This is a genomic window from Citricoccus sp. NR2 (assembly GCF_027594385.1).
Lineage (GTDB): Bacteria > Actinomycetota > Actinomycetes > Actinomycetales > Micrococcaceae > CmP2.
Genome location: NZ_CP115154.1, coordinates 461,463 through 486,756 on the forward strand (window position 1 = coordinate 461,463; position 25,294 = coordinate 486,756).

Annotated in this window: 24 protein-coding genes; 11 read left to right on the forward strand and 13 right to left on the reverse strand. The window is 64.1% G+C overall.

All coding sequences use genetic code 11. The features are described 5' to 3' along the window. Window positions 1-2: 2 nt before the first annotated feature. The 4 genes from O1A05_RS02155 to O1A05_RS02170 all read left to right on the forward strand — a co-directional run bounded on the left by O1A05_RS02155 (window position 3) and on the right by O1A05_RS02170 (window position 2,515). Complete coding sequence (locus O1A05_RS02155) at window positions 3-1,214, forward strand: cystathionine gamma-synthase (RefSeq protein ID WP_270106459.1); 1,212 nt, start codon at window positions 3-5, stop codon at window positions 1,212-1,214. Window positions 1,215-1,343: 129 nt separating this feature from the next. Then, entirely contained in the window at window positions 1,344-1,748 is a 405-nt protein-coding gene (locus O1A05_RS02160; RefSeq protein WP_270106460.1) for a hypothetical protein, read from the forward strand. 70 nt (window positions 1,749-1,818) lie between these two features. Continuing rightward, window positions 1,819-2,253 (forward strand): hypothetical protein, encoded by a 435-nt coding sequence (locus O1A05_RS02165; RefSeq protein ID WP_270106461.1) that lies wholly within the window; start codon window positions 1,819-1,821, stop codon window positions 2,251-2,253. Between the two features lie 16 nt (window positions 2,254-2,269). Next, complete coding sequence (locus O1A05_RS02170; RefSeq protein ID WP_270106462.1) at window positions 2,270-2,515, forward strand: hypothetical protein; 246 nt, start codon at window positions 2,270-2,272, stop codon at window positions 2,513-2,515. A gap of 4 nt (window positions 2,516-2,519) precedes the next feature. Here the strand turns inward: O1A05_RS02170 and O1A05_RS02175 are convergent, their stop codons facing one another. Next, window positions 2,520-3,527: an MBL fold metallo-hydrolase gene (locus tag O1A05_RS02175; RefSeq protein ID WP_270106463.1), complete on the reverse strand. Its 1,008-nt coding sequence runs from the start codon at window positions 3,525-3,527 to the stop codon at window positions 2,520-2,522. Between the two features lie 125 nt (window positions 3,528-3,652). On the opposite strand from O1A05_RS02175, the gene O1A05_RS02180 reads away from it, so the two are divergent. After that, complete coding sequence (locus O1A05_RS02180; protein WP_270106464.1) at window positions 3,653-4,570, forward strand: LysR family transcriptional regulator; 918 nt, start codon at window positions 3,653-3,655, stop codon at window positions 4,568-4,570. Window positions 4,571-4,577: 7 nt separating this feature from the next. On the opposite strand, the gene O1A05_RS02185 is transcribed toward O1A05_RS02180, so the two are convergent. The 3 genes from O1A05_RS02185 to O1A05_RS02195 all read right to left on the reverse strand — a co-directional run bounded on the left by O1A05_RS02185 (window position 4,578) and on the right by O1A05_RS02195 (window position 7,803). Next, the gene (locus O1A05_RS02185; protein WP_270106465.1) at window positions 4,578-6,206 is read right to left on the reverse strand and encodes a tripartite tricarboxylate transporter permease; all 1,629 of its coding nucleotides are present in this window, start codon (window positions 6,204-6,206) and stop codon (window positions 4,578-4,580) included. Between the two features lie 44 nt (window positions 6,207-6,250). After that, window positions 6,251-6,736: a tripartite tricarboxylate transporter TctB family protein gene (locus O1A05_RS02190; protein WP_270106466.1), complete on the reverse strand. Its 486-nt coding sequence runs from the start codon at window positions 6,734-6,736 to the stop codon at window positions 6,251-6,253. A gap of 65 nt (window positions 6,737-6,801) precedes the next feature. Beyond that, window positions 6,802-7,803: a tripartite tricarboxylate transporter substrate binding protein gene (locus O1A05_RS02195; protein WP_270106467.1), complete on the reverse strand. Its 1,002-nt coding sequence runs from the start codon at window positions 7,801-7,803 to the stop codon at window positions 6,802-6,804. Window positions 7,804-7,963: 160 nt separating this feature from the next. On the opposite strand from O1A05_RS02195, the gene nadE reads away from it, so the two are divergent. Genes nadE through O1A05_RS02220 form a run of 5 tightly spaced genes read left to right on the forward strand, consistent with a single transcriptional unit; the run spans window position 7,964 to window position 13,179 of the window. Then, window positions 7,964-8,791, forward strand: a complete 828-nt coding sequence (nadE, locus tag O1A05_RS02200) for an ammonia-dependent NAD(+) synthetase (RefSeq protein ID WP_270106468.1) — start codon at window positions 7,964-7,966, stop codon at window positions 8,789-8,791. Window positions 8,792-8,830: 39 nt separating this feature from the next. Beyond that, window positions 8,831-9,661 carry an exodeoxyribonuclease III gene (locus O1A05_RS02205; RefSeq protein ID WP_270106469.1) on the forward strand — a complete coding sequence of 277 codons (831 nt, stop codon included), beginning with the start codon at window positions 8,831-8,833 and terminating at the stop codon, window positions 9,659-9,661. A gap of 16 nt (window positions 9,662-9,677) precedes the next feature. Further along, a complete protein-coding gene (locus O1A05_RS02210) occupies window positions 9,678-10,622 on the forward strand; it encodes a hypothetical protein (protein ID WP_270106470.1) in 945 nt (314 codons plus the stop codon). 49 nt (window positions 10,623-10,671) lie between these two features. Continuing rightward, window positions 10,672-12,549 (forward strand): glycoside hydrolase family 13 protein, encoded by a 1,878-nt coding sequence (locus O1A05_RS02215; RefSeq protein WP_270106471.1) that lies wholly within the window; start codon window positions 10,672-10,674, stop codon window positions 12,547-12,549. 3 nt (window positions 12,550-12,552) lie between these two features. After that, a complete protein-coding gene (locus O1A05_RS02220; protein ID WP_270106472.1) occupies window positions 12,553-13,179 on the forward strand; it encodes a low molecular weight protein-tyrosine-phosphatase in 627 nt (208 codons plus the stop codon). Between the two features lies 1 nt (window position 13,180). On the opposite strand, the gene O1A05_RS02225 is transcribed toward O1A05_RS02220, so the two are convergent. The 7 genes from O1A05_RS02225 to O1A05_RS02255 form a co-directional block, all read right to left on the reverse strand. Next, window positions 13,181-13,645, reverse strand: a complete 465-nt coding sequence (locus O1A05_RS02225) for a DUF4282 domain-containing protein (RefSeq protein WP_270106473.1) — start codon at window positions 13,643-13,645, stop codon at window positions 13,181-13,183. Window positions 13,646-13,723: 78 nt separating this feature from the next. Then, window positions 13,724-14,545 carry a MetQ/NlpA family ABC transporter substrate-binding protein gene (locus O1A05_RS02230; RefSeq protein WP_270106474.1) on the reverse strand — a complete coding sequence of 274 codons (822 nt, stop codon included), beginning with the start codon at window positions 14,543-14,545 and terminating at the stop codon, window positions 13,724-13,726. 576 nt (window positions 14,546-15,121) lie between these two features. Then, window positions 15,122-17,650, reverse strand: coding sequence for a LuxR family transcriptional regulator (locus O1A05_RS02235; protein ID WP_270107479.1), 2,529 nt, complete (start codon window positions 17,648-17,650; stop codon window positions 15,122-15,124). A 63-nt stretch (window positions 17,651-17,713) separates the two neighbouring features. Then, on the reverse strand, window positions 17,714-18,823 hold the full coding sequence (locus O1A05_RS02240) for an ABC transporter ATP-binding protein (protein ID WP_270106475.1): 1,110 nt from the start codon (window positions 18,821-18,823) through the stop codon (window positions 17,714-17,716). A 69-nt stretch (window positions 18,824-18,892) separates the two neighbouring features. After that, the gene (locus tag O1A05_RS02245; protein WP_270106476.1) at window positions 18,893-20,260 is read right to left on the reverse strand and encodes an ABC transporter substrate-binding protein; all 1,368 of its coding nucleotides are present in this window, start codon (window positions 20,258-20,260) and stop codon (window positions 18,893-18,895) included. 70 nt (window positions 20,261-20,330) lie between these two features. Next, window positions 20,331-21,176: a carbohydrate ABC transporter permease gene (locus O1A05_RS02250; protein ID WP_270106477.1), complete on the reverse strand. Its 846-nt coding sequence runs from the start codon at window positions 21,174-21,176 to the stop codon at window positions 20,331-20,333. Then, window positions 21,173-22,171, reverse strand: coding sequence for a carbohydrate ABC transporter permease (locus tag O1A05_RS02255; RefSeq protein WP_442867655.1), 999 nt, complete (start codon window positions 22,169-22,171; stop codon window positions 21,173-21,175). Before O1A05_RS02255 ends, O1A05_RS02250 begins: the two co-directional genes overlap by 4 nt. A gap of 176 nt (window positions 22,172-22,347) precedes the next feature. Here O1A05_RS02255 and O1A05_RS02260 point away from each other — a divergent pair, with 176 nt between their 5' ends. After that, window positions 22,348-23,562: a globin domain-containing protein gene (locus O1A05_RS02260; RefSeq protein WP_333481998.1), complete on the forward strand. Its 1,215-nt coding sequence runs from the start codon at window positions 22,348-22,350 to the stop codon at window positions 23,560-23,562. Window positions 23,563-23,571: 9 nt separating this feature from the next. On the opposite strand, the gene O1A05_RS02265 is transcribed toward O1A05_RS02260, so the two are convergent. Together O1A05_RS02265 and O1A05_RS02270 are read right to left on the reverse strand one after the other, a co-directional pair. After that, window positions 23,572-24,345 (reverse strand): winged helix-turn-helix transcriptional regulator, encoded by a 774-nt coding sequence (locus O1A05_RS02265; protein ID WP_270106478.1) that lies wholly within the window; start codon window positions 24,343-24,345, stop codon window positions 23,572-23,574. Window positions 24,346-24,410: 65 nt separating this feature from the next. Next, complete coding sequence (locus tag O1A05_RS02270) at window positions 24,411-25,241, reverse strand: MerR family transcriptional regulator (protein WP_270106479.1); 831 nt, start codon at window positions 25,239-25,241, stop codon at window positions 24,411-24,413. Window positions 25,242-25,294: the final 53 nt, after the last annotated feature.

Below are 25,294 nucleotides of genomic sequence, written 5' to 3' on the forward strand. Positions count from 1 at the left end.
CCATGTGTCCAAAGCCGTTCCCACATTTCGCCACCGCCGCTATCCATGCCGGCCAAGAACCGGACCCACTCACCGGCGCGGTCATTCCGCCCATCTATCAGACCTCCACCTTCACCCAGCACGGGGTGGAAACGCTGAAGGCCGGCTACGAGTATTCACGCGGCGCCAACCCCACCCGCACCGCACTCGAGCAACAGCTCGCCGCGCTCGAACACGGCGACGCCGGCTTCGCCTTCGCCTCCGGCATCGCCGCTGAGGACGCGTTGCTGCGCGCCACACTGCGCCCCGGGGACACGGTCATCGCGGCCGCCGAAAGCTACGGCGGCACCCACCGGTTACTCACCCAGATCTACGCGCGCTGGGGTGTGAACACGGTGTTCGTCTCACCGCACGACACCGCCGCTCTCGAGCAGGCTCTGAACTCCCACCGGGCACGCATCGTGTGGCTCGAGACCCCCACCAACCCGCTGCTGAGCATTATCGACATCAGGGCTTGGTCAGAAATTTCGCACGCCCACGGCGCCCTGGTGGTCGTCGACAACACCTTCGCCTCGCCCGCCCTGCAGACTCCGCTCGATCTCGGTGCCGACGCCGTGGTGCATTCCACCACCAAGTACATCGGCGGGCATTCGGATGTGCTGGGTGGGGCCGTCATCACTTCCACCGCCTTCTGGGAGGACCAGCCGCTCACCGAGCTGATCCGATTCCAGCAGTTTGCCGGCGGCGCGGTGGCCGGACCCCAGGACTGCTTCCTCACCTCCCGTGGGCTGAAAACCCTCGCCGTACGGATGCGCCAGCACAGCGACAACGCCGCAGTGGTCGCCGGCTGGCTCACGGAACAGCCGCAGGTAGCCGAGGTCTACTATCCGGGGTTGGAACAGCACCCTGGTCACAGCATCGCCGCGCAGCAGATGCGGGGCTACGGCGGCATGATCACCTTCCGCGTACGCGGGGGCGAACAGGCAGCCCGCACCGTCGCCGAATCCACCGCACTATTCGGACTCTCGGTGTCTCTGGGCGGGGTGGAGTCGCTGATCAGTCACCCGGCCACCATGACCCACGGGTCCACCGCGGGCACCGCGCAAGCACCGGATCGTGACCTGGTGCGGTTATCGGTCGGGATCGAAGCAGTCGAGGATCTCGTGGATGATCTACAGCAGACACTGGCCGCGGTGCCACTGCACCACGCTGGCCACGTTTCTTCCCGCGAATAGATTTGGCGCGCATCCTCCGCTTCGAGTTTCTCTTCACCCCCTGGAGTAACCCGTGACTTTGGGGTACCCAGAGTGCCGGGAAACTTGTACTGTGTAAGGTGTTTTGTCACCCCCCGGAGGATCTCATCCATGAAGCTGACTCGCGCGTGCGCCAGTCTTGCCGGTATCGCCATCGGCGCAGCTCTTCTGGTCTCTTGCTCGAATGGGGAAAATCTCGAAGCCAGCTGTCAGCGGCTCGATGCCCTGGCCGCGGAGCAGGAGGAGATCTCCTTCGACGACCCCGACACCGAACAGACCACCCAGCATGTGCAAGCCGTCGTCGACGACTGGCAGCGTATTCGCGCCGATGCCGGCGATGACGAATTGGCCGGAGCCATGGAAACGGTGGAGCCACTGTTCGACGTGTTGCTCGCTATGGCCTCCGGTGAACTGAGCCAGGCCGACGGCTTCCAGCAGCTGCGCGATGCTGCGGATGAGCCGGACATTTCTGAAGCTGCCGATGTTCTCGTCGAAAAATGCGAGTTCACCCTCTAAGTCCGTTCATTTCCAGACCAGTCCAACTCACCTAACTCACCCATCACACCGAAACGAAAAGGATCGTGCAGTGACCATCATGACCTCTGCCCCGGCCCGTATCTCCCGCGTCTCCATCGTCGGCGCGGCCAGTGTGGCCCTGCTGGCACTCACCGGCTGCGGATCCTCTGACACCACCGAGGAGACCTGCGAGCGCCTCGACGTCTACATCGACGAGATGGAAGACCTGGTTCCCGAAGACCAGGAAAACAATGAGGACATGGCCAACTCCCTGCGCGAGATGACCGACGGAATGAAGGAGATTCGCGACGACGCCGGCGACGAGGAGCTGGTTGCCTCGCTGGACACGTTGATAGAATCTTACGAAACCATCTACACGGCGTTCGAGGACGCCGATGACGACCAAGCCAGCGAAGAAATTCTCTGGGGCGCGCTGGAAGGCATCGACATGGATGCTCTCGGCGAGGCCGGTGAGCACCTTGACTCCACCTGCGAGATGAGCTGATGATGACCTGGAGGGGTTGTCCACTGCGCTCGATGAGCTGGCCGGCCAGATCCAGCAGATCCGCGACGACGCCGGCGACGAGGAACTGATCTCCGCATTGGGCGCAGTGATCGATACTTATGAGCTCCTGCATGAGGAGTTTGACGGGGCCGACGAGGACCAGTCCGGTGACGAGATTCGCAATGCCGCCTTGAGCAAGATCGACTTCGACGCTCTCGCCGAGGCCGGAGAAACACTCGACAGCAGCTGCGACCTGGGCTAAAGACCTATCCACCGAACGGAATCACGTCCAGATCATTCGGAATGAGGAACTCGCCCTCGAAATGATGCGCAATTTTTCGCCATTCCTCTGACGTCTCAAACCCGGGCACCAGATGGTGCAGAGCGAGACGGGCAGCTCCCGCTTCGCGAGCCAAGCGCACCGCATCTTCGACCGACGTGTGCGACTTGTAGTGGTGATCCAGAGATGCCCTCGATACGTCATCGTCCTTGCCGGCGTACAGACTCTCGATGAAGCCAAAATCGATGGCTTCGTGCAGGATGAGTCCCGCGTCTTGGGCCATCTCCACCATGTTCGGGGTGTAAGTGGTGTCCCCGGAGATGGCAACGGACCCTTGGGCCGTCTCAAAACGGAATGCGAAAGCCGGCGCCACCGGAGGATGTTCCACCAGGGTGGCGGTCACGATCACGTGGTCATCGCGGAAAACCTCGAAAGGACTCATCCGGGGTGTTGGCTGGTCGTTCGGGTGAAAGCCCGCGGAATCAGGAATCGCAATATCCTGGGCGTCGAAAAGGTCGAGCGGCGAGGGCCGGAGGGCATCGAGAATCCGGTCGTTGAGGTCGGTTGCGTAGGCTTCCATGAGCTTGCGGAACATGGTGCGCGTGCCAGGCGTGGGATCGTGGGGCGCGATCGGCTGCGGTTCCTGAGTAGCGCGAGGAGACACCGGCGGCAGCGCTCCGCGATCGCCCGGGCCAATGATCGGAATCCCTTCGCCACGGGCATTGTCCATGTCGTATAGACCGAACAGACCAATCGTGTTCAGATCGACCGTGTGGTCTGAGTGCAGATGCGTGATGAAGACACCACGCAGATCCTTCATCGATAGCCCCGCACGCTCCAGTTGCCTGCCGACACCATGGCCGCAATCGACCAAGTAGAACCCATCATCAACAACCACGGCCGTCGCAATGCCTTTCCGCGATGAATTGCGCCAAAAACGAGGCCCGCCTGCGGTGCCCAGAGTGACGACGTGGTGGCTGGTTGTTGTGCCCATGGAAGCATCCCCTTCTGACAGTGTGCGTCTGACTTGAAGTCAGTTTGTCACCTAGGTCACATAGAGAAAATCGAAATAAACTCATGTTGACCATCAGTAGACTTGATGCATCCCGAGGAGGAATCATGGCTGAAATCACCGTCCGGCAGCTGGAGTATTTTCTCGCCGTCGTTGACTACGGCTCCATCAGTGCCTCGGCACGTCATCTGCATGTCAGTCAGGCCGCAGTATCGATGGCCATTCAACAGTTGGAGAAGTCGCTCAACGCATCCCTGATGACCCGATCACCGTCACGTCGCGCCACGCCGACCGCTGCCGGCGAAGCTCTGATTCCACGCGCTCGCATTGCCATGCGCGCCATTCAGGAAGCCGCGGATGCGGTGCATGATGATCGTCAGTCCATGCGGGGAACGCTGCGATTAGCGGTCACTTCGACCATTTCTCCACACGTTATTCCGCCACTGGTCAAACATTTCCAGACGCATTATCCCGACGTCTTCATTGACGTGACGGAAAAGGACCAAGACACCATTCAGGACATGGTGCGCAAAGGGCAAGCGGATCTCGGAATTGTCTATCTACTCAGCCTGCACCCAGACCTACCCCACGTCACGCTCGAGACCGTGCGCCAGCATGTCGTTATCCCGTCCACTCATCGTCTCGCGCACCGAGAGTCGATCCGTCTCGAAGAGATCATCGAAGAGCCCCTGATCCCGGTCAACGTTCCGCCTTCTATCGAGCGCATCACGGATTCCATTCGGTCCCTTGGCCTGCAACCGCTCATGAGGTGGCCGTCTCAGAACTATGAGACCGTGCGCTCCATGGTTTCTCATGGTCTGGGATGGTCGTACTTCAACCTGGTTCCACAATCCACCGTCAGTTATGACGGAGGAACGCTGAAGTACATTCCCATTGCCGACCCGATGCCGAAGAATGAGATTCTCGGCGTCACTCAGCCAGGAGTTGAGTTCAACTCCAAAGTCTCGAGTGCGATCGAGTTCATCCAAGACAAAGCATCGGCACCACTCGACGAGACAATGTGAGTTTGCCTCACGAGGAGGATCGGCCGCGTCCGCCCTGCACGTCGTCAACTTGCTCAGGTGCAGTCTCGTCCTGCGACGAAGCCTCGCCTGACGTCCAGTCGCTCGTCAACGTCACTTCCGTGACCTCCGTCCCGGTGACTTGAGCCAGGAGATTCCGTTTCTTCCTCCTGCCGTCAATCACGAACCAGGCCGTCACCACGACGACCAGGATCATGATGGTCAGCGGCACCGGGCGTTCGAAGAAGATCATGAACGAGCCATCCGACATGACCATGCTGCGCCGGAAGTGGTCTTCCAAGATGGGTCCCAAGATGAACCCAAGAACGAAGGGGCCCAGATCAAAGTTGAAGGTGCGCAAGACGTACCCAACGATGCCGAAGAGGATGCAGGTGAGCACATCAAACATCGAATTCCGCACGGAGTAGACACCGGCGATCGCCACCATGAGGATGATCGGCGCCATGACGCGGCCAGGAATCTTCAGCAGTTTCACGAACATGCCGATCAGCGGAAGGTTGAGCACCAGCAAGATCACGTTGCCGACGTACATGGAGGCGATCACGCCCCAGAACACGTCGGGATGATCTTGCACCAGGGCCGGCCCTGGAGTGATGTTCTGCAGCAACAGCGCCCCGAAGATCAGCGCCAGCACCGGGTTCGGAGGAACTCCCAGCGTCAACAACGGCAAGAACGCAGAGTTGGATGAGGCGTTGTCCGCGGTCTCGGTTGCAGCCAGTCCGTCGATGGCTCCCTTGCCGAATTGCTCCGGATGCTTGGAAAAACGGCGTTCTGCACCGTAGGCGATGACCGAGGAGATGGTTCCACCGCCTCCGGGGATGATCCCGATGAAGAAGCCGATGACCGAGGCTCGCGCAATCGCCATGCGGCTGCGGATCCAGTCGGCTTTGGAGGGGAAGATGCGGTCCAGTCTGGTCTTGCCCATCCCACCGTAGAATCCCTGCTGGGCGTTGAACATGATCTCGCCGATGCCGAAAAGACCAACGGCGACCGCAACGATATGGATCCCTGCGGTGAGTTCGAAACTGCCGAACGTCAGCCGCTCGGTAGCCGTGTTCGGGTCGAGACCAACGACAGCCACCAAGATGCCCATGGCTGCCGACGCCAGTGCCTTGGGCTTGGAACCCGACCCGATGAAGGCGATCATCAACAACCCGAGTGCAGCCAAGACGAACATGTCGGGAGACGAGATTTGTCCGGCGACCGATGCCAGGGAGGGTGCGAGGAATGACAATCCGAGGATCGCAACGGTCCCACCAAGGAAGGACCCGATGGCCGTGATGCCCAGCGCGGATCCTGCCTTACCTTGTTGAGTCAGCGGATACCCATCGAAGGTGGTGACAACGGCGGAGGCATCGCCCGGGAGCCTGAGCAGGATCGCCGGGATTCGTCCTCCGTACATGGAGCCGTAGTAAATACCCGCGAGCATCATGATGGCTCCGGCCGGCTCCAAGTTGAACGTCAACGGCAGCAGCAATGCAATGGTCGCCACCGGACCCAGCCCCGGGATGAGGCCGATCAGGGTGCCGACGGACACACCGATCAGGACGAACAAGAGGTTCATCGGTTCGAAAGCAACGGAGAAGCCTTGGCTCAGTCCGCTCAGGATGTCATTCATGTCGACGTCCCTTTCTTGCCCCGCAGGGTCGGATGAGTGCGCACTTAGAACGCACGAAGATTGACTCCCAATGCCACCGCGAAAACGAGGTACACCGTCGAGGGGACCAGGATGGTGATGATCAACGAGCCAATCCAGCTCATCTTGCCCACCCATTTAGCGATGACGAACATGGCCACTGCCCCAGCACCGATCAGTCCCATCCAGTCGTAGAGCGGGACGAAGATGAGGAGTGGCACAGCGATGCCGATCACGTTGGTCACCCCGCGCCAGGTGGGCAACTCAACACGTTGACGACCCAGCATCATCAACGGCGCCATCAAGATCAGCAGCACTGCGTTGATCGTGGGCCACAGGCCAACACCCGGATGGTTCAAGGTGCCCACACCGAGCTGAATCGAGGGGAACAAGAGCCCCATGCCCACCACTGCAACCAACACGGGTGAGAACCAATCGGTGATGCTCTTGTCTTGCTCCGCCGGCTCGACCGGGGTGGCCTCGTGATCCTCAGCCTGCTGTTCTATCGCCACGGACTCCATGTCACTTCTCTCTCGAATCGGCGCTGGTGATGTGTCGCCGTTGTTGGCAGGAAGCCTCACTCTGCGATGGGAATTTCCAGCTGTTCGTATAGTGAGCGGAACCGCTCCAGCTCGTAGGGCATATAGTCCGTGAACCATTCTTCGCCATCGACGTCGGGAACGGTGCCACCCGAGTCCTCAATGAACTGAACGAATTCGTCCGAGCCGGTAACGGTCTCAGATGCTTCACGCAGTGCCTCCACGACCTCATCGGGAGCGTCCTGCTGAATGGCCAATGCCTGCGATCCCGCGAACAGCGCCTCTTCGAGATCATATTCATCAATCGAGGGGATGCCGGGGCTGATTTCCTCAACCTTGGCCGGAACATAGTCGGTCGTGACCGCCAAGGCCCGCATTTCGCCCGACTCCATCCGCGGCAGCGCCGAAGTCACGTCCTGGATGCCAAAATCCACGTCGCCATTGACAATGGCCTGCAGTGCTGGCGGGCTCCCGTTGAAGGCAACCAACTCCGCATCCAAGTTGTACTTATCCGCAATCGTTGCTGCGATCAGGTGGGTGTTATGTCCTTCGCCGAAGGCAGAGAAGGTCAGTCGGCCTTCGGCGTCGAGGAGGTCCTCGAAAGTCTCATAGGGCGAATCGGCGGGAACAGCGACGACGAAGGTGTTTTCAGCCACCGGGGTAATCGAGCGGAAATCCTCGATTTCGTATGAAACGCTCTGTTGCAACATCGTCGACGTGAATGCGCCGGTCGGAGCGAAGAGCAGGGTGTACCCATCAGGTGATGCGTTCTTGGCCTCGGTCGTGGCAATTGCTCCGCCGCCACCCTCACGATTGACGACCAGCACCCGCTGACCGAGTTCATCGCCGAGGCCCTCGGCAAACTTTCGTGCGACCGAGTCGTTATGTCCACCGGCGGCGAAGCCGACCACCAATTCAATGTTCTTGGTGGGATAGTCTCCGCCAGCCTGGTCCGCGCCCCCGTTGGGGCCGCAAGCGCTGAGGCTGGCCACGAGAGCAACCGTGGTCAAGCCGACGACGATGGTGCGTTTCTTCCGCATGATGAACTCCTGAGGTGCAGTGGGCAGAGGATGAACTCCGTTGGCATCAGCGTGACATGCCTCACAGTCATTAGAAAACCGAAAGGTTTTTATGGAGTCCATCGCAAGTACTTATGTACATGACATCTGGATGAAACACCGGTGGCCTAGTCTGGTGCTCATGCGTGAACTCCAGAAGCAGATCATCCGTGAGATGGGCGTGGCCCCCGAGATCGACCCCGCCGCCGAGGTGGAGCGCCGGGTGCAGTTCCTCGCTGACTATCTCCGTACCACCGGGGCCCAGGGGTTGGTGCTGGGAATCTCCGGCGGTGTCGACTCCACCACGGCCGGCCGGCTCTGCCAGCTCGCCGTCGAGCAAATTCGCGCCAGCGATCCGGATTCCTCAGTTACGTTCACTGCGCTGCGGTTGCCCTACCGCACTCAGCACGATGAGGACGACGCCCAGCGCTCGCTGCGCTTCATCCGCGCAGATGAGGAAGCCGCTCTGCAGATCGGCCCCGCCGTAGACGCCCTGGCTGAGGACGTTGATGCTGCGCTCGGCGCCCCGCTGAGCGACTACCACCGCGGCAACGTCAAGGCGCGGATGCGGATGATCGCCCAGTACGCGGTGGCCGGCGAGCGCGGAGCCCTGGTGGTCGGCACCGATCACGCCGCCGAATCGGTCACCGGCTTCTTCACCAAATTCGGCGACGGCGGAGCGGACGTGCTGCCGCTGTTCGGGCTGAACAAGCGCCAGGTACGGGGGGTGGCCCGGCACCTGGGCGCTGAAGAGTCGCTGTGGTCCAAGGTTCCGACTGCGGATCTGCTGACCGAGAACCCGGGCCGCGCCGATGAGGATGAATTAGGGCTGCGCTATGACGACATCGACGACTACCTCGAGGGTCGGGACATCGACGCGGCATCGGCCGAGAGGCTGGAGACGATCTATCTGCGCACCCGGCACAAGCGCACCACCCCGACCACGATCCTCGACACCTGGTGGCGCTGAGCGGTTTCCGCGCGGTGCAGTTTCGATAGGGTGGGAACCATGAAGATCGCCACCTGGAACGTGAACTCCCTGCGCGCCCGCGCAGACCGTGTTGAAGACTGGATCGAGCGCAGCGACGCTGACGTGCTGGCCATCCAGGAGACCAAGTGCAAGGACGACAACTTCCCCTGGGAGCTGTTCGAGCGCGCCGGTTACGATGTGGCGCACTTCGGTTTCTCCCAGTGGAACGGGGTGGCCATCGCATCCCGGGTGGGTCTCGACGACGTGCAGCGCACCTTCCCGGAACAGCCGGCGTTCGGCAAAAACGGCGTGGACCCGGTGCAGGAGGCGCGCGCCATCTCCGCCGTCGTCGGCACGAAGAACTCCAGCTCAGGCGAGAAGCCGCTGCGGATCTGGTCACTGTACGTGCCCAACGGCCGGGCGCTGGATGATGAGCACATGCCCTACAAGCTGGAGTGGTTGGAGCGGCTACGCGCCCACGCCGTCGCCGAAGTCGAAGCGGACCCCTCGGCACGGCTGGCACTGACCGGGGACTGGAATATCGCCCCGCAGGACGAGGACGTCTGGGACATGCAGTACTTCCTCGAGGAGGGCCTCACGCACGTCTCGGAACCCGAACGTGCCGCGTTCCACGCTTTCGAGTCGGCCGGGTTCGTGGACGTGGTGCGCCCCCGCCACCCCGGGCCCGGCGTCTACACCTACTGGGACTACCAGAAGCTGCGGTTCCCCAAGAAGGAGGGCATGCGTATCGACTTCGTGCTGGCCTCCCCCGCCCTGGCGGAATCGGTGACCGACGCGTGGATCGACCGCGAGGAACGCAAGGGCAAGGGCGCCTCCGACCACGCCCCCGTTGTGGTGGAACTGGGCTGAGGTCAGGACGGCGCGGATGGAGTTTCAGGCAGAGCTGCGGGTCTACGAGCCACTGAGCCGGTTCGACGACCGGATGGCCACCCACATCGCCCGGGCGACCCCGCGCGATCGCGACGCCGTGGAAGCGGCGTCGGCCCAGCGCGCCGAGGCCCGCAACTACGCCCGCGAGCTCAACCCATTCCCGCGGCCAGAGCTACCCGAGCTGGTGCGGGTGCTGCGGTTCAGGGTGCCGGCCAAAGACCGCCCGGATAACAGCCCCACCCAGGTGGGTGGTCCGCACGACGGCGCGGTGGCCGGGCACTCCGAATTCTTCTGCCCCGAAGAACTGGCACTGCGCTCGGAAATGGCCGCCACCCGGCTGGAGCGGGACTTACAGAACGACCATCTGTACTGGATGATGGTGCCGGAACGCACCCGCGAGAAGAACGTGGCGCGGCTGGTTACCGGGGACGGCCCGGTGCGGTTGCCCCAGGACCACCATGAGCGCCCGGTGCACACTCGCGCTGCCGTCTGGGGTATTCCGTTGGCCTGGTTCACGCTCTTTGGCGACGACGCGCGTTCCCGCACCGAAACCCAGCTGAGCACCGAGTTTCCCGACCAGGTGGTGACCGGCACCCACCCGCACACCGGGGCGTTCACCGCCCGGCGCATCACCCGCCTCACCCTGGCCCAAGAGCGTGCCCGCCGCGCCGCTGCCACGGTGTCCCTGCACGCACCCTACTGGGAGGTACTGGAGGATCTCACTGGGTTGGTGACCTGGCTGGAAAGTTTCCACCCGGATGCCTATCTGGAGCTCGACTACGGCGGTCTCGCCCGATTCGTCTGGCCCGATGACTCGGTGTTTGACGTCGCCACCGCTCTCGAAGCCCTCGAACAAGGTGATGCTCCCACCGCGATGATTGCCAACCAGCGCCTGGTGCGCCGGTGGATCACGGTGCGCCAGCGCGGCCGCGCCAGCTGACGTGAGCCCGATCTGACGTCGACGGGGTGGAACTACTAGGCTGGACCCCATGACTCCTGCACCGCATCATGCGCCGTCGTCCGTCCCTCCAACCGCCGCGCATACGGGGCAGCCGGCGCCGCTGAGCACCCCTCCCTCGGAGGCCCGCAACCGTCCCTCGAACCCGTGGTGGGTGGACGCGGTGATCTACCAGGTCTACCCGCGCTCCTTCGCCGATGGCAACAGCGACGGCATGGGGGATCTGCCCGGTGTGATCGCCCAGGTGCCCTACCTGCAGCGCCTCGGCGTCGACGCCCTGTGGCTCTCCCCGTTCTACGTGTCCCCGCAGCACGACGCCGGCTACGACGTGGCCGACTACCGCAACGTTGATCCGCGCTTCGGCACCCTCGCCGACGCCGATGAGCTGATCAGCACCGCCCATGATGCGGGGCTGCGCATCATTGTGGACCTGGTGCCCAACCACACCTCCTGGGACCATGAATGGTTCGTGGAGGCTCTGGCCGCCGAGCCAGGATCGCCCGCCCGCAACCGCTACGTTTTCCGCCCCGGCACGGGCGACAACGGCGAACTGCCCCCGAACGACTGGTCCTCCATTTTCGGCGGCCCCGCCTGGACTCGCACCGAAAACCCCGACGGCACACCCGGCGAGTGGTACCTGCACCTCTTCGACACCTCGCAGCCTGATCTGAACTGGGAAAACCCGGAAGTCCACGCCGAGTTTGAGTCCATTCTGCGCTTCTGGCTGGACCGCGGCGTCGATGGTTTCCGCGTCGACGTGGCCCACGGCATGATCAAGGCCGAGGGCCTGCCCCCCTACGCCGGCTTCGCCAACATGGTCAAGGATGCCGGTGACCTGCCCGAGTTCATCGACCGCGAGAACTTCGTGCCGCCCACCCCCTACTTCGATCAAGATGGCGTGCACGAGATCTACCGGGAGTGGAACCGGGTGCTGGCCGAATATGACCACGAGCCCTGCCTGGTGGCCGAGGCGTGGGTGGCACCGGTGTTCCGCCTGTTCCGCTACGTGCGCGCAGGCGAGATGCACCAGGCGTTCAACTTCGCGTTCCTGGTGTCGGGCTTCGACGCGCAGCGAGTCACCGACGCCATCCAGGAATCGCTCGACGAGGCGGCTGTCGTTGGCGCCACGAACACCTGGGTGCTCTCCAACCACGACACGGTGCGTCACGTCTCCCGCTTCGGGCTCGCCGATCCAACCTCCTATCCCGAAGGCATCGCCGCCGAGGACGAGCAGCCCGACCACGTGCTGGGCCGTCGTCGTGCCCGCGCCGCCGCCATGGTGGAGCTGGGCCTGCCCGGCTCCGCCTACCTGTACCAGGGCGATGAGCTGGGTCTGCCCGACCACACCACCCTGGCCGATGAACACCGCGAGGACCCCACCTTCCACCGCACCCGCAACACCGAGGCTCCCGAGACTGGCCGCGACGGTTGCCGGGTGCCGATGCCGTGGCGCGCCGAGGCCCCCGGCTACGGATTCGCCGTCGGCGCCGCCGAGGCGAGCGCCACCCCCGCCGACCCATGGCTACCCCAGCCGGAGGAGTACCGGGCGCTGGCCGCGGACCAGCAGGTCGATGTCGCCGGCTCCACCTTCGAGCTCTACCGCGAGCTGCTCACCATCCGCGGCGAGCTGGATCTGGGCACCGGCGCCTTCGAGTGGTCCCGCTTCCATGATCCGGCCCAGGGCATCGTTTCCTTCACCGTGACCACCGGCGGCGGCAAGCACCTGGGCTCCGGGGAGCCGATCCCCACCCAGACCGTACTGGTGCTGGCCAACATGGGCGCGTCCCCCACCGCGATCCCGGAGGAGTACACCGCGGCGGTGTTCTCCGACGACGACGCCCTGGTTAACCAGCAGCTGGCCCCCGACTCGGCCGCCTGGTTCATGAAGCAGTCAGCACCGGAGGCCTGATCCATGGGCGCCAGCGACCGACTCCGTGACCAACTGCACGAGCAGTCCCGCATTCTCATCGTGTGCACCGGCAATATTTGCCGCTCGCCGATGGCCGAAGTAGTGCTAGATCAGCGTCTGCTCCACGCGGACGCCCGAGACGACGACGACATGCTGGCCAACCTTCCCGTGGATCGGGTGTGGAGTGCCGGGGTCTCCGATGAGGAGCACGGCAACCCGATCTATCCGCCGGCCGCTCAGGTGCTCGGTGAGCAGGGTTACTCGGTGCCGGTTAATCACAGCGCACACCAGGTTACCCGCGACGAGATGGAACGCTCGGGGCTGATTCTGGCGATGACGGCCGCGCATGCCCGCGCCCTGGGTAAGCTAGCCCAGGGGTGGGACATCCCGCTGGAGCGGATCCACTTGTGGCGAGAGTTCGACGGCACCGGGCTGAGCGTCGCGCCTTCCGGGTGCCTGCGCCCCGGCGGTGCCCTGGCGCCCGGGAGTACGGTGCCCATTTCGGCCACCGACGTCCCGGACCCCTGGTACGGGCCTGATTCTGGGTTCTACGCCACCCTCGAAACCATCGAAGCCGGCGCCGATGGTCTCCTGGCGGTTCTGAGCGGAGATATTCTCGGTCAGCCCTGAATCAGCGTCGCGTCAGTTCCCGACGTAGCGCCTCAATCTCCTGGCGAGTGCCCGCGGTGTTCTGTGCGGTACGGATCATCGCGATGTAGAACTCGAGGCCCACGCGAGCCAGCACCAGCATCACCGCGCCCGGAATCCAGCCAAGCAACAGCAAGGCAATACCGACCACCGGCTCCTGGCCCATCAAGGTGATGGAGGCGATGAGCCAGCCGAAGACCAACCACAGGGCGATGAACAACAGCAACAGGATGTAGATCAGCTTGGCGAACTTCACCGTGACGTAGCTCTGGAAGCTGAAGTCGAAGAGCGCTCCGAAGAAGCCCTTGGCTTCGGCGGAGGTCGGGGTGAAGCCCTGGCTGCCGAAACCGGATGCCTGCGGCTGCTGGGAGTAGGGATTGTGTTCTGAGCCTTCGCCGGAACCGCCGTTGTTGCCGGGTTCGTAGGGAGGCTGTGGAGGGTGAGTCATGGCATGTCCTTCATTCGAGTGGTGAGTGACACTTCGACATTTATCACCACGCCCGGCCAGAAGCCAGGGTTGGAGCGTCTATTTCTGAGTGTTTACCTGCGCCCAGGCAGCATCGAGGTCACGATCAAACGCAGGAGTCAGCAGTCCGTCGAGGTAGTCCTCGTACCAGTCACGTACCTCGTCCGAGTGATACGCCCGCTGCAGCGCCTCAAACTTCTCCGGTTCGTTTTCGACGAAGTCGGGCTGGGCGGCCAGGGTGAGGGCGAAAGGCAACGCCTCCTCCTGTGACTCCATGATCAGCACCTCGTCGGGCATCACATCGATCTCAGCAAGCAAGCGTGCGAACCCGAACACCGCATCCACGTCGGGATAGATGCTGCCCACTGATTGCTGGTCAACTTCCACAAACTCGAGATTCCGCGGGTTGCTGGTGATGTCTTCGACGCTGAGCGTCGCCACCGGAACGGACTCGTCGACCTCGATGAGCCCACCCCGGGCCAGTAGTCGAATGCCGCGACCATTATTTGCGGTATCCACCGGCAGCGCGATCTGCGCGCCCTCGGGAAGCTCATCGAGAGAGTCGTAGCGGCTCGAATACACCCCGGAGGGCTGCTCGAACATGAACAGGATCGGTTCGATGTCGAGGTTGTTGTCCTCATTGAACTGGTGCAGGTAACTAATGTTCTGGAAGAAATTGACGTCGTATTCGCCGTTGCTCACCGCGTGATTGGGCTGAATGATGTCGGTGACGTAGGTGGCGTCGAGCTCCCACCCCTCTTCCGCCAAGAGCTTTTCGGCGATTTTCGTCGGCTCCTGGAACGGCGCGTTTTCGGTCACCACGATGCTGATGGTGTCGTCGGAGCCGATAACATTCGCCAGCCCACAGCCGCTCAGAGACAAAGTAGCCAGTGCAGCGACCGCTACGAGTGGTCTGATCCGAGTGTGGTTGCGATCGGTGCGGTGACGATGAGGTGGCAAGAAGTTCTCCCAGGTTCACGGTGAGTAAGAACGAGCAGGCGTTGCCGCGTGCCCGGGACCACCGTAGAGGTCGGCGAATTCTGTGAGCCACCGCGGTGCGCGCTCCGCGTCACGCAGGGTCATCCCCGAGGGTTCGCCTGCCGACAAGGACAGAGTGCTCGCCCCGAGCCCGACCAGCACCTCCGACCGTCGGCGCGCAGTCGTCCTCGCCGGTGTTGTCGTCATAGCGATACTCACCCTCAGCTCATCACGGTCATGACGAGCGCGTGTGCTCTGCCACCAACTTTCAGCTAGAGTTGCCCATCTTTCGTCTCTGATGCGCTATCGAGTGCAGAGAGGGGAACAGCGCCCCGGTACGACCGAAGGGAAGGCCGACCGAGACGCTGTTGAGTTCTGCAAGGGGTGGCGCTCAGTCGCCGACAGAACTAGTTGGGGTCACACTGAAATTTTCTCCCCCTCACGGGACGGACGGAATAGGTATTCCTACCTAAAATTTAATCAGCGTCGACGCAGTAGGGCCACGATGCCCATCCGGGAGGAGACCTGCAGCTTCCGCATGATGTTGGCGGTGTGGTTCTCCACGGTGCGCGGGCTGAGGGTGAAGTGGTCGGCGATCTCGCGGCTGGTGAGCCCCGCACCGATCTCTTCGACAATCTCGCGTTCGCGCCGGGTGAGCACGTTCAGCGGGTCATGTTCTTGTGATTCGGCGGCGTCGAGTCGAGCCAAACTGCCGTGCACCCGGCCGAGTTGCAGGGCCATGCCGCGTTCTTCGAAGACGGCGCGCGCCTGGTGCAGGAGTTCGCGGGCGCGCACGAACTGTTTCTGCCGGGTGAGCATTTCGGCGCGGGCGATCTGGATCATCCCGATCTGGCCCCGGGAGCCATGCTGTTCAGCCAATGCTTCACCCTCGTCCAGTAATTGGACGGCCAACTCCACATTGCCCTGCACGGCGGCAGCCAGGGCGGCGTCGGCATAGCGCAGCGGGGCCATCGCGTCGCGCGGCTCTCCCAGCAATTCGCTGCGCAGATCCGGTTCACCCAGCAGCGCGGACACCCGGGTGAGTGCGGTGAGTACGGCGCGGCGCCACCAGCCAAAGCGCGGAATGGCCGAGCGCCGCAGCTCGTCGTAGCGCTGCCGCAGCAGCTCCGGCCGGATGGTCGCCTGTGCTTGGGCGGACGTCAGCAGTGCGGCGCGGGCCATGGCCTCGATCTCGTCGGAGGCGAAGTGCTCGGCGTCTTGAATGGCTTGCAGCGCGGTGGCATCGACGTCGGGAATCCGGGCGAGCTGCGCCTGGGAGAAGGCCTTTCCGACGCCGAGGTTCGCCAGCACATCGGCCTGACCGAAGCGTCGTGCCACGCTCAGCCCGCGCGTGGCCAGTTCCTCCCCTACCGCGTATTCCTCGAGCATGAACGCGTTCCACACCGCGCAGACCAGGGCGCGCAGCAGCGGTCGCAGCTGGTCTGTGTCGGCAGCCATCAGCCAGGTCAGCGCTTCGGCGAAATCGGCGCGCGCTTGGCGGACGTCGCCGGCGGCGAGCTGGTCCATGACCCGGTAGACGATGCCGGTGATCCGGTTCTCCTCCCCCGGGGTGGCTTCGAGCCGGGCCACGAGGTCGGAGGGAGGGCTGCCGTCCATGAGCCCGATGACGTCGATCAGCTCACGCAGCAGGGCCGGGGTGACGGCATCGTCGTCATTCACCGCTCGCGCCAGCACGCTGCGGGCCTCGTGGAGTTCCCCGCGGATGCGCAACACGTTGGCCAGCAGAATGCGGGCCTCGGCGGTTTCGTGCACGGCCAGCAGTGCTTGCAGACGGATGGTCGCGCGCTCGTGCTCGCCGCTGAGCATTTCGGCCCGAGCCAACAGGGTTTCAGAGGCGAGGCTGCGGTTTTCGGCCGGGACTTGACTGAGCCAACGCAACACCGTGTGCGGTTCGGACACCACAGCGAGCCGGGCGGCGTCGATGAGTACGGAGGTTTCCTGCTCGCCCAGATACGCCGCGGCGTGGGCTAGGTGTTCAGCGCGGGTGAGCAGTTCATCTTGGGCCAGTTCGGCGGCGCGGCGGTGGGCGGTGACGCGGCGGGCGGGTTCGATGCCCTGGTACACGCTGAAGCGCACCACCGGGTGCAACGCCTCACGGACGCCGGTGCTGAGCAGTCCCACTCCGGTGAGCTCCTGCACAGCGGTGCGGTAGGTGGGCTCGTCCACCCCGGCCAGTTCGCCTACGGTGTGCGCGTCATCGTCCCGGCCCAGCACGGCCATCGCCTCGATCACGGCGCGCCCGGGGGTGGTGAGGGAGGCGACGTCGTCAACGATAGCCGCGCTGAGCACTGCGGCGTGGCTGCCTTCTTCCAGGCGGAGCACCTCGTCCACCCGGCGGGCGGAGGGGTGGCGACGGAATCCGGCCAGAGCGGTGCGGGCGAAGAGCGGGTTGCCCTGGGCGACGTCGACCACGGCACGGCGTTGCTGGGGGCGCAGGTCGGAGACCAACTGGTCGATCTGCCGGTCCGGGATTCCGGTCAGGGTCATGTGGTCGTGGAAGGCGCCGCGGCGGCGGGCGGCGGAGATGAGCCGGTGGGGTTCGGCCTCGATGCGGTGCACCAGCAGCAGGATCAGCGGGCTGGCAATGGGGGCCAGCAGTAGCTCGTCCAGCAGTTCTTGGGAGGCCTCGTCGAGCCAGGGGGCGTCGTCGACGGCGATCACGGTGGGTTGCTCACCCAGGGCCTCGGCGCCGTGGCGGGCGAGCGCGGCCGGGGTGGCCCGTGCTAGCAATTCTTCCAGCGGCTGGCCGAGCAGTTCCTCTAACAGGGCGCGCACTGCAGCCAGCGGAGAGTCGGCGAAGAGTCGGTTGCCGCGCACCACGAAGGTGCGGGCGATGATCTCGGGGAGCACGTGGGCGAGCAGAGAACTTTTGCCGATGCCCAGGGCGCCGTCGAGCTGAACAAAGCGCACCGCGCCCGGGGGCAACGTGGCGGTATTCAGGAGTTCACGCAGTCTACGTCGTTCTGCTTCGCGGCCGACCCACACCATCGTCACCCCCCTCCGCCAGGAACGGTCCTTCAACCATTAAGTGACCGTTGAGAGTAATTCTACTCAGGCTCCGGCGCTGACGAGGCGTTCTGTTGTCGCATCGAAGAACAAGACGCGGTCGGCAGCGGCCGCCAGGGTGAGGCGTTCCCCGGCTTCGGGCTGGTGTTCTTTGCCGATGCGGGCGACAATCCGGGTGGATTCATCACCGTCGGGGCTGCCGTAGACGTACACATCGGACCCCACGGATTCCACGAGGGAAACGTTGATGGTCACGTGGTCGTCGGTGTCGCTATCGGTCCCGGTGCCGCGCAGCTCCAGGTCTTCGGGGCGGATGCCGACCACGACGTCGTCGTGGTCGAAGGTGACGCCGTTCGGCACGGGCAGCAGGTTTTTGCCCACGCGCACCGCGATCCCTCCTTCGGGCGAGGCGACGACGGTGCCGGGCAGCAGGTTCATGGTGGGTGAGCCGATGAATCCGGCCACGAACAGGGTGGCGGGCCGGTCGTAGAGCTCCTTCGGGGTGCCGACCTGCTCGATGCGCCCGGCGGTCATCACCACCACCCGGTCGCCCATGGTCATCGCTTCGGTCTGGTCGTGGGTGACGTAGACGGTGGTGACGCCGAGCCGGCGCTGCAGTTCGGAAATCTGGGTGCGGGTCTGCACGCGCAGTTTGGCGTCCAGGTTGGACAGCGGCTCGTCCATCAAGAACACTTCCGGGTCGCGCACGATGGCTCGGCCCATGGCCACGCGCTGGCGCTGGCCACCGGAGAGGGCGCGGGGTTTGCGGTCCAGGTAGGGGGTGATGTCGAGCAGGCGCGCCGCCTCATTGATGCGGCGACGGCGCTCCTGCTTCTCGACACCGGAGTTCTTCAGCGCGAACTCCATGTTCCCCTCCACGGACATGTGCGGGTAGAGCGCATAGTTCTGAAACACCATGGCGATGTCACGCTCGGCGGCAGGCGTGGTGGTCACGTCGTCGTTGCCGAAATGGATGGTGCCCTCGGTGGGCAGCTCCAATCCGGCGAGCATGCGCAGCGTGGTTGACTTCCCGCAGCCGGAGGGGCCCACCAGCACCAGGAACTCGCCGTCGGCGATGTGCAGATTGACGTCGCTCACGGCGAGACGATCCGCGCCCGGGTACTGCAGACCCACTGCGTTTAACGTGACATCCATGGTGTTCCGTGCTTCCTGGTGCTGGTGTTGAGAAGTGAAGAGTGCTTCTTAGGTGAGGACCGGTCAGGGTCACTCGCTGAGCTGCGGCTCCAGATCGTTGTCGTAGAGGTCCTGCAAGGTGGATTCCAGGGTCGACATTTCGTCGGCCACCTCGACGTCGGAGGTCAAGATGCGCTGCAGGGTCTGCGACAGGTTCAGGTCACCGCCGGGCAGGAACACCCGGGCGTAGTCCTGCGGGCGGGCGTTCTCCAGCTGGTTCACGGCCGCTTCGAACTGCGGGGTCTCAGCGTACACCTCGGACATGTCGACGTCGGTGCGGACCGGCAGGTACCCGGTGCCCTCGGAGAAGGTGGCGGTGTTCTCGGTATTGGTCACGAAGTCGATGAACATGGCGGCGGCCAGCTGCTTCTCCGGGGAGGACTTGGCGGCGACGCTCAGCCCGGCGCCACCGGTAGGCACCACGGCGTTGTCACCGGAGGGGCCCAGGGGCAGGAAGCCGACGCCGACCTCGAAATCAGCAGTATCGAGGATGCCGGAGAGCGACCCGGTGGAGGCCACGACCTGGCTGGCCGCGCCTGCCGAGAAGTCGGTGGCGGGGTCGCCGGAGGACACCATCGCGAGGTCGTCGTTCACCATGTCCTGGGCGATCTGCAGCGCTTCCACGGTCTCATCCGAGGAAACAGCGGAGAAGTCCCACTCCTCGGACCAGCCCCCACCGTGGCTCCACACCAGGTTCGACATGGTCCAGGCCGGGTACTCGGCCTGCGGTGGGAAGGTGAAAGCCGTCGCGCCGGTGTCGGCGTCGGCCAGCTGCTCTGAGGCCGAGATCATGTCTTCCCAGGTCTCGGGGGCGGCGTCGTCGAGTCCGGCCTCCTCGTAATGATCCTTGTTGTAGTAGAAGATCGGGGTGGAGCGGGCGTAGGGAGCGCCGTAGTGAGCCTCTTCGTAGAGGTAGTCGCCGTAGAGGGCCTCCTGGTAGGTGGAGGTATCGGCGTCAATCGCCTCGAACAGCGGGTCCACCGGCGCCAGCGAGTCGTTGAGGTAGTTGGTGAACCAGGTGGCGTCGGAGAGCACGACGACGTCGCCGACCTCACCGGAGGCCTGGGCGGTCTGGAAACGCTCGGAGACCTCCTCGTAGTTCGCGCCCGCGGTGACGTGCTCGACGGTGATGCCAGTCTCTTCCTCGAAGGCGGAGATCAGTTCCTTCTCGATGTCGATGGAGCCACCCGGGTGGTTGGACCAGAAGGTGATGGAGTCGGCGGGTTCGACGTCCTCGTACTCGGCGGCGGCTTCGGCGTCGGAGGCGCCCGCGTCGTCAGAGCTGGAGGTGGAGGGGCCGCATGCTGTCAGGGCCAGTCCAGCGGTGAGGGTGACGGCCAGCGCGAGGCCACGGCGGGTCCGCCAGATGGTCTTCTTCTCGGGGTGAGTGTTCATCATGCTTCTCCTGTGTTCGGGATGAATCGGTGTAGAACAGTGCAGTCAGGGACAGTTGGGTCGGTGAGGTCGGTTATTTGACGGCGCCCTGGGTGAGGCCGGCGACGATGTAGCGTTGCAGGGCGGCGAAGACGATGAGCACGGGCTCGATCACGAGCACCGCGCCGGCCATCAGAATCCCGTAGGTGCCGGTCTGGCCTTCCACGGAGTTGAGCAGGTTCAGGCCCACCGGCAGGGTCATTGTGGAGGTGGAGTCGGTGATGATCAGCGGCCAGAGGAAGTTGTTCCACTCGTTGACGATGGTGACCAGGGCGACGGTGGCGATGGTGGGTCCGGAGACGGGCACGATCACCCGCCAGAGTCGCTTCCAGTGGCCGGCGCCGTCGAGTTCTGCCGCCTCCACCAGGGCATAGGGCACGGTTTTGAATTGCTGTCGCAGCAGGAACGTGCCGAACGCGGTGCCGAGCCCGGGTAGCACGATGCCCCACAGGGTGTTGCGCCCGCCGAGCCCGGAAATGGTCAGGTAGTTCGGCAGCATCGCCACTTCCGGGGGCACCATCAGGGCCACCAGGATGCCCAAGAAAATCAGGTTCTTGAACCGCACGTTGATGAACACCAGGGCGTAGGCGGTGGTGATGGCCAGCAGCACCTTGATGAGCGAGCCGGCCCCGGTGGTGATCAGGCTGTTCAGGAACAAGGTGCCCAACGGAACCCGGCGGGCCACCTCGGCGTAGTTGTCGGCGGTCGGGTCCTGGGGCCAGAAGGTGGGGGCAGTGGTGACGATCTCGCTGACCGGTTTGAACGACGAGATGACCATCCACAGCAGCGGCAGCACCACGATGAGCAGGGCCAGCAGCATGGGGAGGTAACCGCCGGCCAGGGCAGACCACAGATTGCGGGGGCGCAAGGCGTTTTTCATGCGTAGTGCACCTTCTTCTCCACGAACCGGATCTGCACCGCGGTAATGATGAACAGCACCAAGAACAGGACGACGGAGATGGCGGCGGAGTAGCCGGCGCGCTGGTAAGCGCCGAACGACTGCAGGTACACCTCGAACAGGATGGTGTTGGTGCCGTGGCCGTCGGGAGTCATGATCCGCAGCACATCGAATGCCTGCATGGAGGACAGGATCGAGGTGATGAGGATGAAGAACATGGTGGGGCTGAGCAGCGGCAGCACCACTTTGACGAAGCGGCGGATCGGGCCGGCCCGGTCAATGTTGGAGGCCTCGATCAACTCCTGTGGGATCGCTTGCAACCCGGCCAGGAAAATCACCGCGCAGTAGCCCATGTTCTTCCAGATGTAGACGACGATCACCATCACCAGGGCCAAATCGGCGTCGAGGAACCACTGCGGGGAGTTGCGCCCGAAGTAGCGGAATACATGCCCCAGCACGCCCAGGTTAGGGTCGAAAATGAAGCTCCACACCAGTCCCACGCCGACGCCGGAGAGCACATAGGGTGAGAAGACAGCGGTGCGCACCGCGGTGCGGCCGGGCAGTTTCTGGTTCAGCACCAGCGCCAGCGCCAGCCCGAGCACCATGGAGCCAACGACGGTCGCGACGGTGAAGATCCCGGTGATGCGCCACACCTCTACCCCGGTATCCGAGGTGAAGAACCGCACGTAGTTGTCGAACCCGATGAAGGTCGCGGTGTCGGACCCCAGCCGCCAGTTCAGCAGCGAGTACCGGATATTGGCGATCAGCGGGTAGTAGATAAACAGCAGAATCAGCGCGATGTTCGGTCCGGCGAAGAGCAGGAACAGCGTCCAGTTTTTCCGACTACGCCGACGGCGTGCGCTGCGGTGTTCGCGTTCCTGCCGCTGCCGATCACCCGAGGGGAGCGTGTCCTGCGGGGCGGCAGGGCGCACGGGGGCAACGGTCGATTCAGGCACGGATGGAACCCTACGGAGCATGTGTAGCCCCGAGGTCTCCGCCAGGCAGACGGCGGGTAAATCAGGGTTGAACGGCAGGCGCTCCGTCGACCGGACACCAGACCTTCGAATAAAACCGGTGAAAACCGCCGCACGGCATCCGGGGACTGGACGACGATCAAGGGGTGTTCCTCCCCCCGACAGTGAAAGGCAGTCCCATGCTGAAACTCTCCCCCGATGCCGCAGCCACCGTGGCCGCCACGGCCGCCGTCGTCGCCGAGCATTCCGATCAGATCACCACGCAGTTCTACCAGGACATGTTTGCCGCCCACCCTGAGCTGCTCAACGTGTTCAACCGCGCGAACCAGGCGGTGGGCGAGCAGCCGAAAGCGCTGGCCGCCTCGGTGGTCGCCTTCGCCACCCAGCTCGTCGACCCGCAGGCACCCGATTTCACCCCGGTGATGCAGCGCATCGCCCACAAGCACGTCTCGCTGGGCATCAAAGCCAGCTGGTACCTGATCGTGGGGCACTACTTGATGGGTGCGATCCCGCAGGTGTTGGGCGATGCGGTGACCCCGGAGATCGCCGCCGCCTGGGACGAGGTGTACTGGTTGTTTGCTACCGCGCTCATTGCCGAGGAGGCGAAGCTCTATGCCCAGGGCGGCGTGGATCCGGAGTCCCCGTGGACGAAGTACCGGGTGGTGGAGCGGTTCGAGGAATCCGACGAGGTGTTCTCCCTGTTGCTGGCACCGCTGGCCGGGGAGATCCCCTCCCATCGCACGGGACAGTACGTGGCGATTGCGGTGGATCTGCCCGATGGCACGCGGCAGCCCCGGCAGTACACCATCTCCTCGGGGCCGCGCGGGGATTCGCTGCGGGTCACCATCAAGCGGGTGCGCGGTGTCAAGGGCACCCCGGATGGCCAGGTCTCCGGGTGGCTCCACGAGAACGCGACGCCGGGCACGGTGTTGGACGTGTCGTTGCCGGCAGGCGACGTCGTGTTGGATGAGTCCGACACTCCCCTGGTGCTGGTCTCCGCGGGCATCGGCATCACCCCGGTGGCCGCCATCATGGAGGATCTTTCCCGCCGGCAGCCGGACCGCACAGTGCGGCTGTTCCACGCCGACAAGTCCCACACGTCACACGCGCTCTACGATGGGCTGCGTCGCCAGGTGCTGGCCATGTCGGACGCCCGCGCGCAGAACTGGTACGAACAGGACGCGGAGCGGGCCCCGACCCTGCACCCGGCCCGCCCCGGGTTCATGGATCTCTCCGATGTGGAGCTGCCGGCCGAGGCGCAGGTGTTCATGTGCGGGCCGCTGCCGTTCATGCAGATCGCCCGGCGCACGCTGATGCAACAGGGCGTGCCCTCCGAACGGATCCACTATGAGGTGTTCGGTCCAGACCTCTGGGCGCAGAACCCGGACGACTGATCCGGGCGACTACCCCGAGGACGCGACGGCGGCGCGTCGAGCGGCCAGAGCGTAGCTCTCCAGCTCGGCGTCGCTGCGGTCGCTGTCGATCCCCTCGGAGCTGTCGGAGCCGTCGAAGCTGTCGAAACCGTCGGAACCCAGGTCCGCAGATTCAGCCTCGTTGATCAGCCCGAGAATCAGCTCGCAACGGCGCGGCCCCACAAAGGGACGCAACCGACGCAGCCGCACCGGACCACCGGCCTGTTCCAACTGGTCCCGCACTAACGTGGCGTGCATCGCGCACACCGCCGGCCGCTCGGCGTCGATCATGTCCTCGTATAAACAGGGAATCAACCCCACGGTCAGCTCGGCTTCGTCCATCTCGGGTTCCAGTCCGGCATCGTCGAGGTGTTCGTAGAGGGTATCGAGCTGGTGCAGCGCGCTCTCCTCCAGGGCCGGACCGGAATGCCCACTGGGATGCAACTCCGGGTTCAGCCGACGTAGCTGCTCACCGCGACGGCGTGCCTCGATCACCCGACGCCGGGCCGGGGCGCTCTCCTCGACGGCGCGCACCGGAGAGAAGCCCATAGGTGGTCGGCCGCGGCTGCCCGTGGACAGGGGCTCGGCCACGATGAGACCTTCCTCTTCCAACACGGTGAGGTGGTCGCGGGTGGTGCTCAGCCGCAGCCCGGCCTCCTCGGCGAGCTCCTTGAGCTGACGTCCGGGATTCCGCTGTACGGCATGCAACAGGCGCACGCGACTGTGCTGCGTGAGTCCACGGAAATCATCCACCCGGCGAGGCATGCCTTCAGTTTAGGGTGCCTGGGCGCCAGAATCCGCTCGATGTCCGTCCGCTGAGAACGGCCCTGTCAATCGGCCTCGGGTAGGTGTAGCTGAGCGTAATGATGCACCGCGTCACGCACCAGCTGGGGACCAGACGCTGACACCCGGTTGTAGTTCTGCGCGAACCGCTCGTCGTCCACATACATCTGCACGATCCCCTGCACCCGCTCGCGGGTCAGCGGCTGCGTCATCGCCCGGCCCAGCCATTCCACATGTCGGCGAGCCTGCCCTTGAGCGACGTCGCTCACCGGACTCTCACCGGCCGCAACCACCTCATCCCATCCGGTGTTGAGTTCCTCGAGTTGCCGGCGAAAATCCCGCTGTCCGTCCTCGCCGAGCCCGTTCCACCACGCGTTCGAACGATCCGCGGCATCGTCGCCCCAACGCTGGCGCACCTCAGCGTCGTACTGTTCGTGGTTGAATCCGTCGAACATGGTCTTTGGTGTCATCGCTATCCCCTTCTGAAGTGCTTTGATGGTCGTCTCGACCGTGGTCATCTGCGTTTCGAGACGTTCGCGTTCTTGCTGAAGCCGCTCCCGCTGCGCACGCAGCGCCGCGATCTGAGTCCGCCGTTCTTCCTGCACGGAAGCTGCCGCAGCTGCTGTCTCATTGACGACGTCGGCGATCTCCGCCAACGGCATCCCCGTCTCGCGCAGCAGCAGAATCCGTTGGAGCCTCAACAGTTCTGTTTGGTCGTAGTACCGCAGCCCGCCCGCACCGACGTGGCTGGGCACCAGCAGCCCGATCCGGTCATAGTGGCGCAGGGTCCGCGAAATCAGCCCAGTGGCCTCGACCACCTCGTGGGTGGACCACAACCGGTCCGATTCGGGTGATGTCTGCGGAAGTGAACGTCTCATGGTTCAGTTCTACCGGTTGACGTCACGTCAACCGCAAGTGCCCCTCCGTGGTG

Bases quoted from the DNA above. Each gene is read 5' to 3' on its own strand.
- O1A05_RS02155 (WP_270106459.1), top strand. From the start codon at position 3: ATGTGTCCAAAGCCGTTCCCACATTTCGCCACCGCCGCTATCCATGCC.
- O1A05_RS02160 (WP_270106460.1), top strand. From the start codon at position 1,344: ATGAAGCTGACTCGCGCGTGCGCCAGTCTTGCCGGTATCGCCATCGGC.
- O1A05_RS02175 (WP_270106463.1), bottom strand. From the start codon at position 3,527: ATGGGCACAACAACCAGCCACCACGTCGTCACTCTGGGCACCGCAGGC.
- O1A05_RS02180 (WP_270106464.1), top strand. From the start codon at position 3,653: ATGGCTGAAATCACCGTCCGGCAGCTGGAGTATTTTCTCGCCGTCGTT.
- O1A05_RS02185 (WP_270106465.1), bottom strand. From the start codon at position 6,206: ATGAATGACATCCTGAGCGGACTGAGCCAAGGCTTCTCCGTTGCTTTC.
- O1A05_RS02195 (WP_270106467.1), bottom strand. From the start codon at position 7,803: ATGCGGAAGAAACGCACCATCGTCGTCGGCTTGACCACGGTTGCTCTC.
- nadE (WP_270106468.1), top strand. From the start codon at position 7,964: ATGCGTGAACTCCAGAAGCAGATCATCCGTGAGATGGGCGTGGCCCCC.
- O1A05_RS02205 (WP_270106469.1), top strand. From the start codon at position 8,831: ATGAAGATCGCCACCTGGAACGTGAACTCCCTGCGCGCCCGCGCAGAC.
- O1A05_RS02210 (WP_270106470.1), top strand. From the start codon at position 9,678: ATGGAGTTTCAGGCAGAGCTGCGGGTCTACGAGCCACTGAGCCGGTTC.
- O1A05_RS02215 (WP_270106471.1), top strand. From the start codon at position 10,672: ATGACTCCTGCACCGCATCATGCGCCGTCGTCCGTCCCTCCAACCGCC.
- O1A05_RS02220 (WP_270106472.1), top strand. From the start codon at position 12,553: ATGGGCGCCAGCGACCGACTCCGTGACCAACTGCACGAGCAGTCCCGC.
- O1A05_RS02225 (WP_270106473.1), bottom strand. From the start codon at position 13,645: ATGACTCACCCTCCACAGCCTCCCTACGAACCCGGCAACAACGGCGGT.
- O1A05_RS02235 (WP_270107479.1), bottom strand. From the start codon at position 17,650: ATGGTGTGGGTCGGCCGCGAAGCAGAACGACGTAGACTGCGTGAACTC.
- O1A05_RS02240 (WP_270106475.1), bottom strand. From the start codon at position 18,823: ATGGATGTCACGTTAAACGCAGTGGGTCTGCAGTACCCGGGCGCGGAT.
- O1A05_RS02245 (WP_270106476.1), bottom strand. From the start codon at position 20,260: ATGATGAACACTCACCCCGAGAAGAAGACCATCTGGCGGACCCGCCGT.
- O1A05_RS02250 (WP_270106477.1), bottom strand. From the start codon at position 21,176: ATGAAAAACGCCTTGCGCCCCCGCAATCTGTGGTCTGCCCTGGCCGGC.
- O1A05_RS02255 (WP_442867655.1), bottom strand. From the start codon at position 22,171: ATGCTCCGTAGGGTTCCATCCGTGCCTGAATCGACCGTTGCCCCCGTG.
- O1A05_RS02260 (WP_333481998.1), top strand. From the start codon at position 22,348: ATGCTGAAACTCTCCCCCGATGCCGCAGCCACCGTGGCCGCCACGGCC.
- O1A05_RS02265 (WP_270106478.1), bottom strand. From the start codon at position 24,345: ATGCCTCGCCGGGTGGATGATTTCCGTGGACTCACGCAGCACAGTCGC.
- O1A05_RS02270 (WP_270106479.1), bottom strand. From the start codon at position 25,241: ATGAGACGTTCACTTCCGCAGACATCACCCGAATCGGACCGGTTGTGG.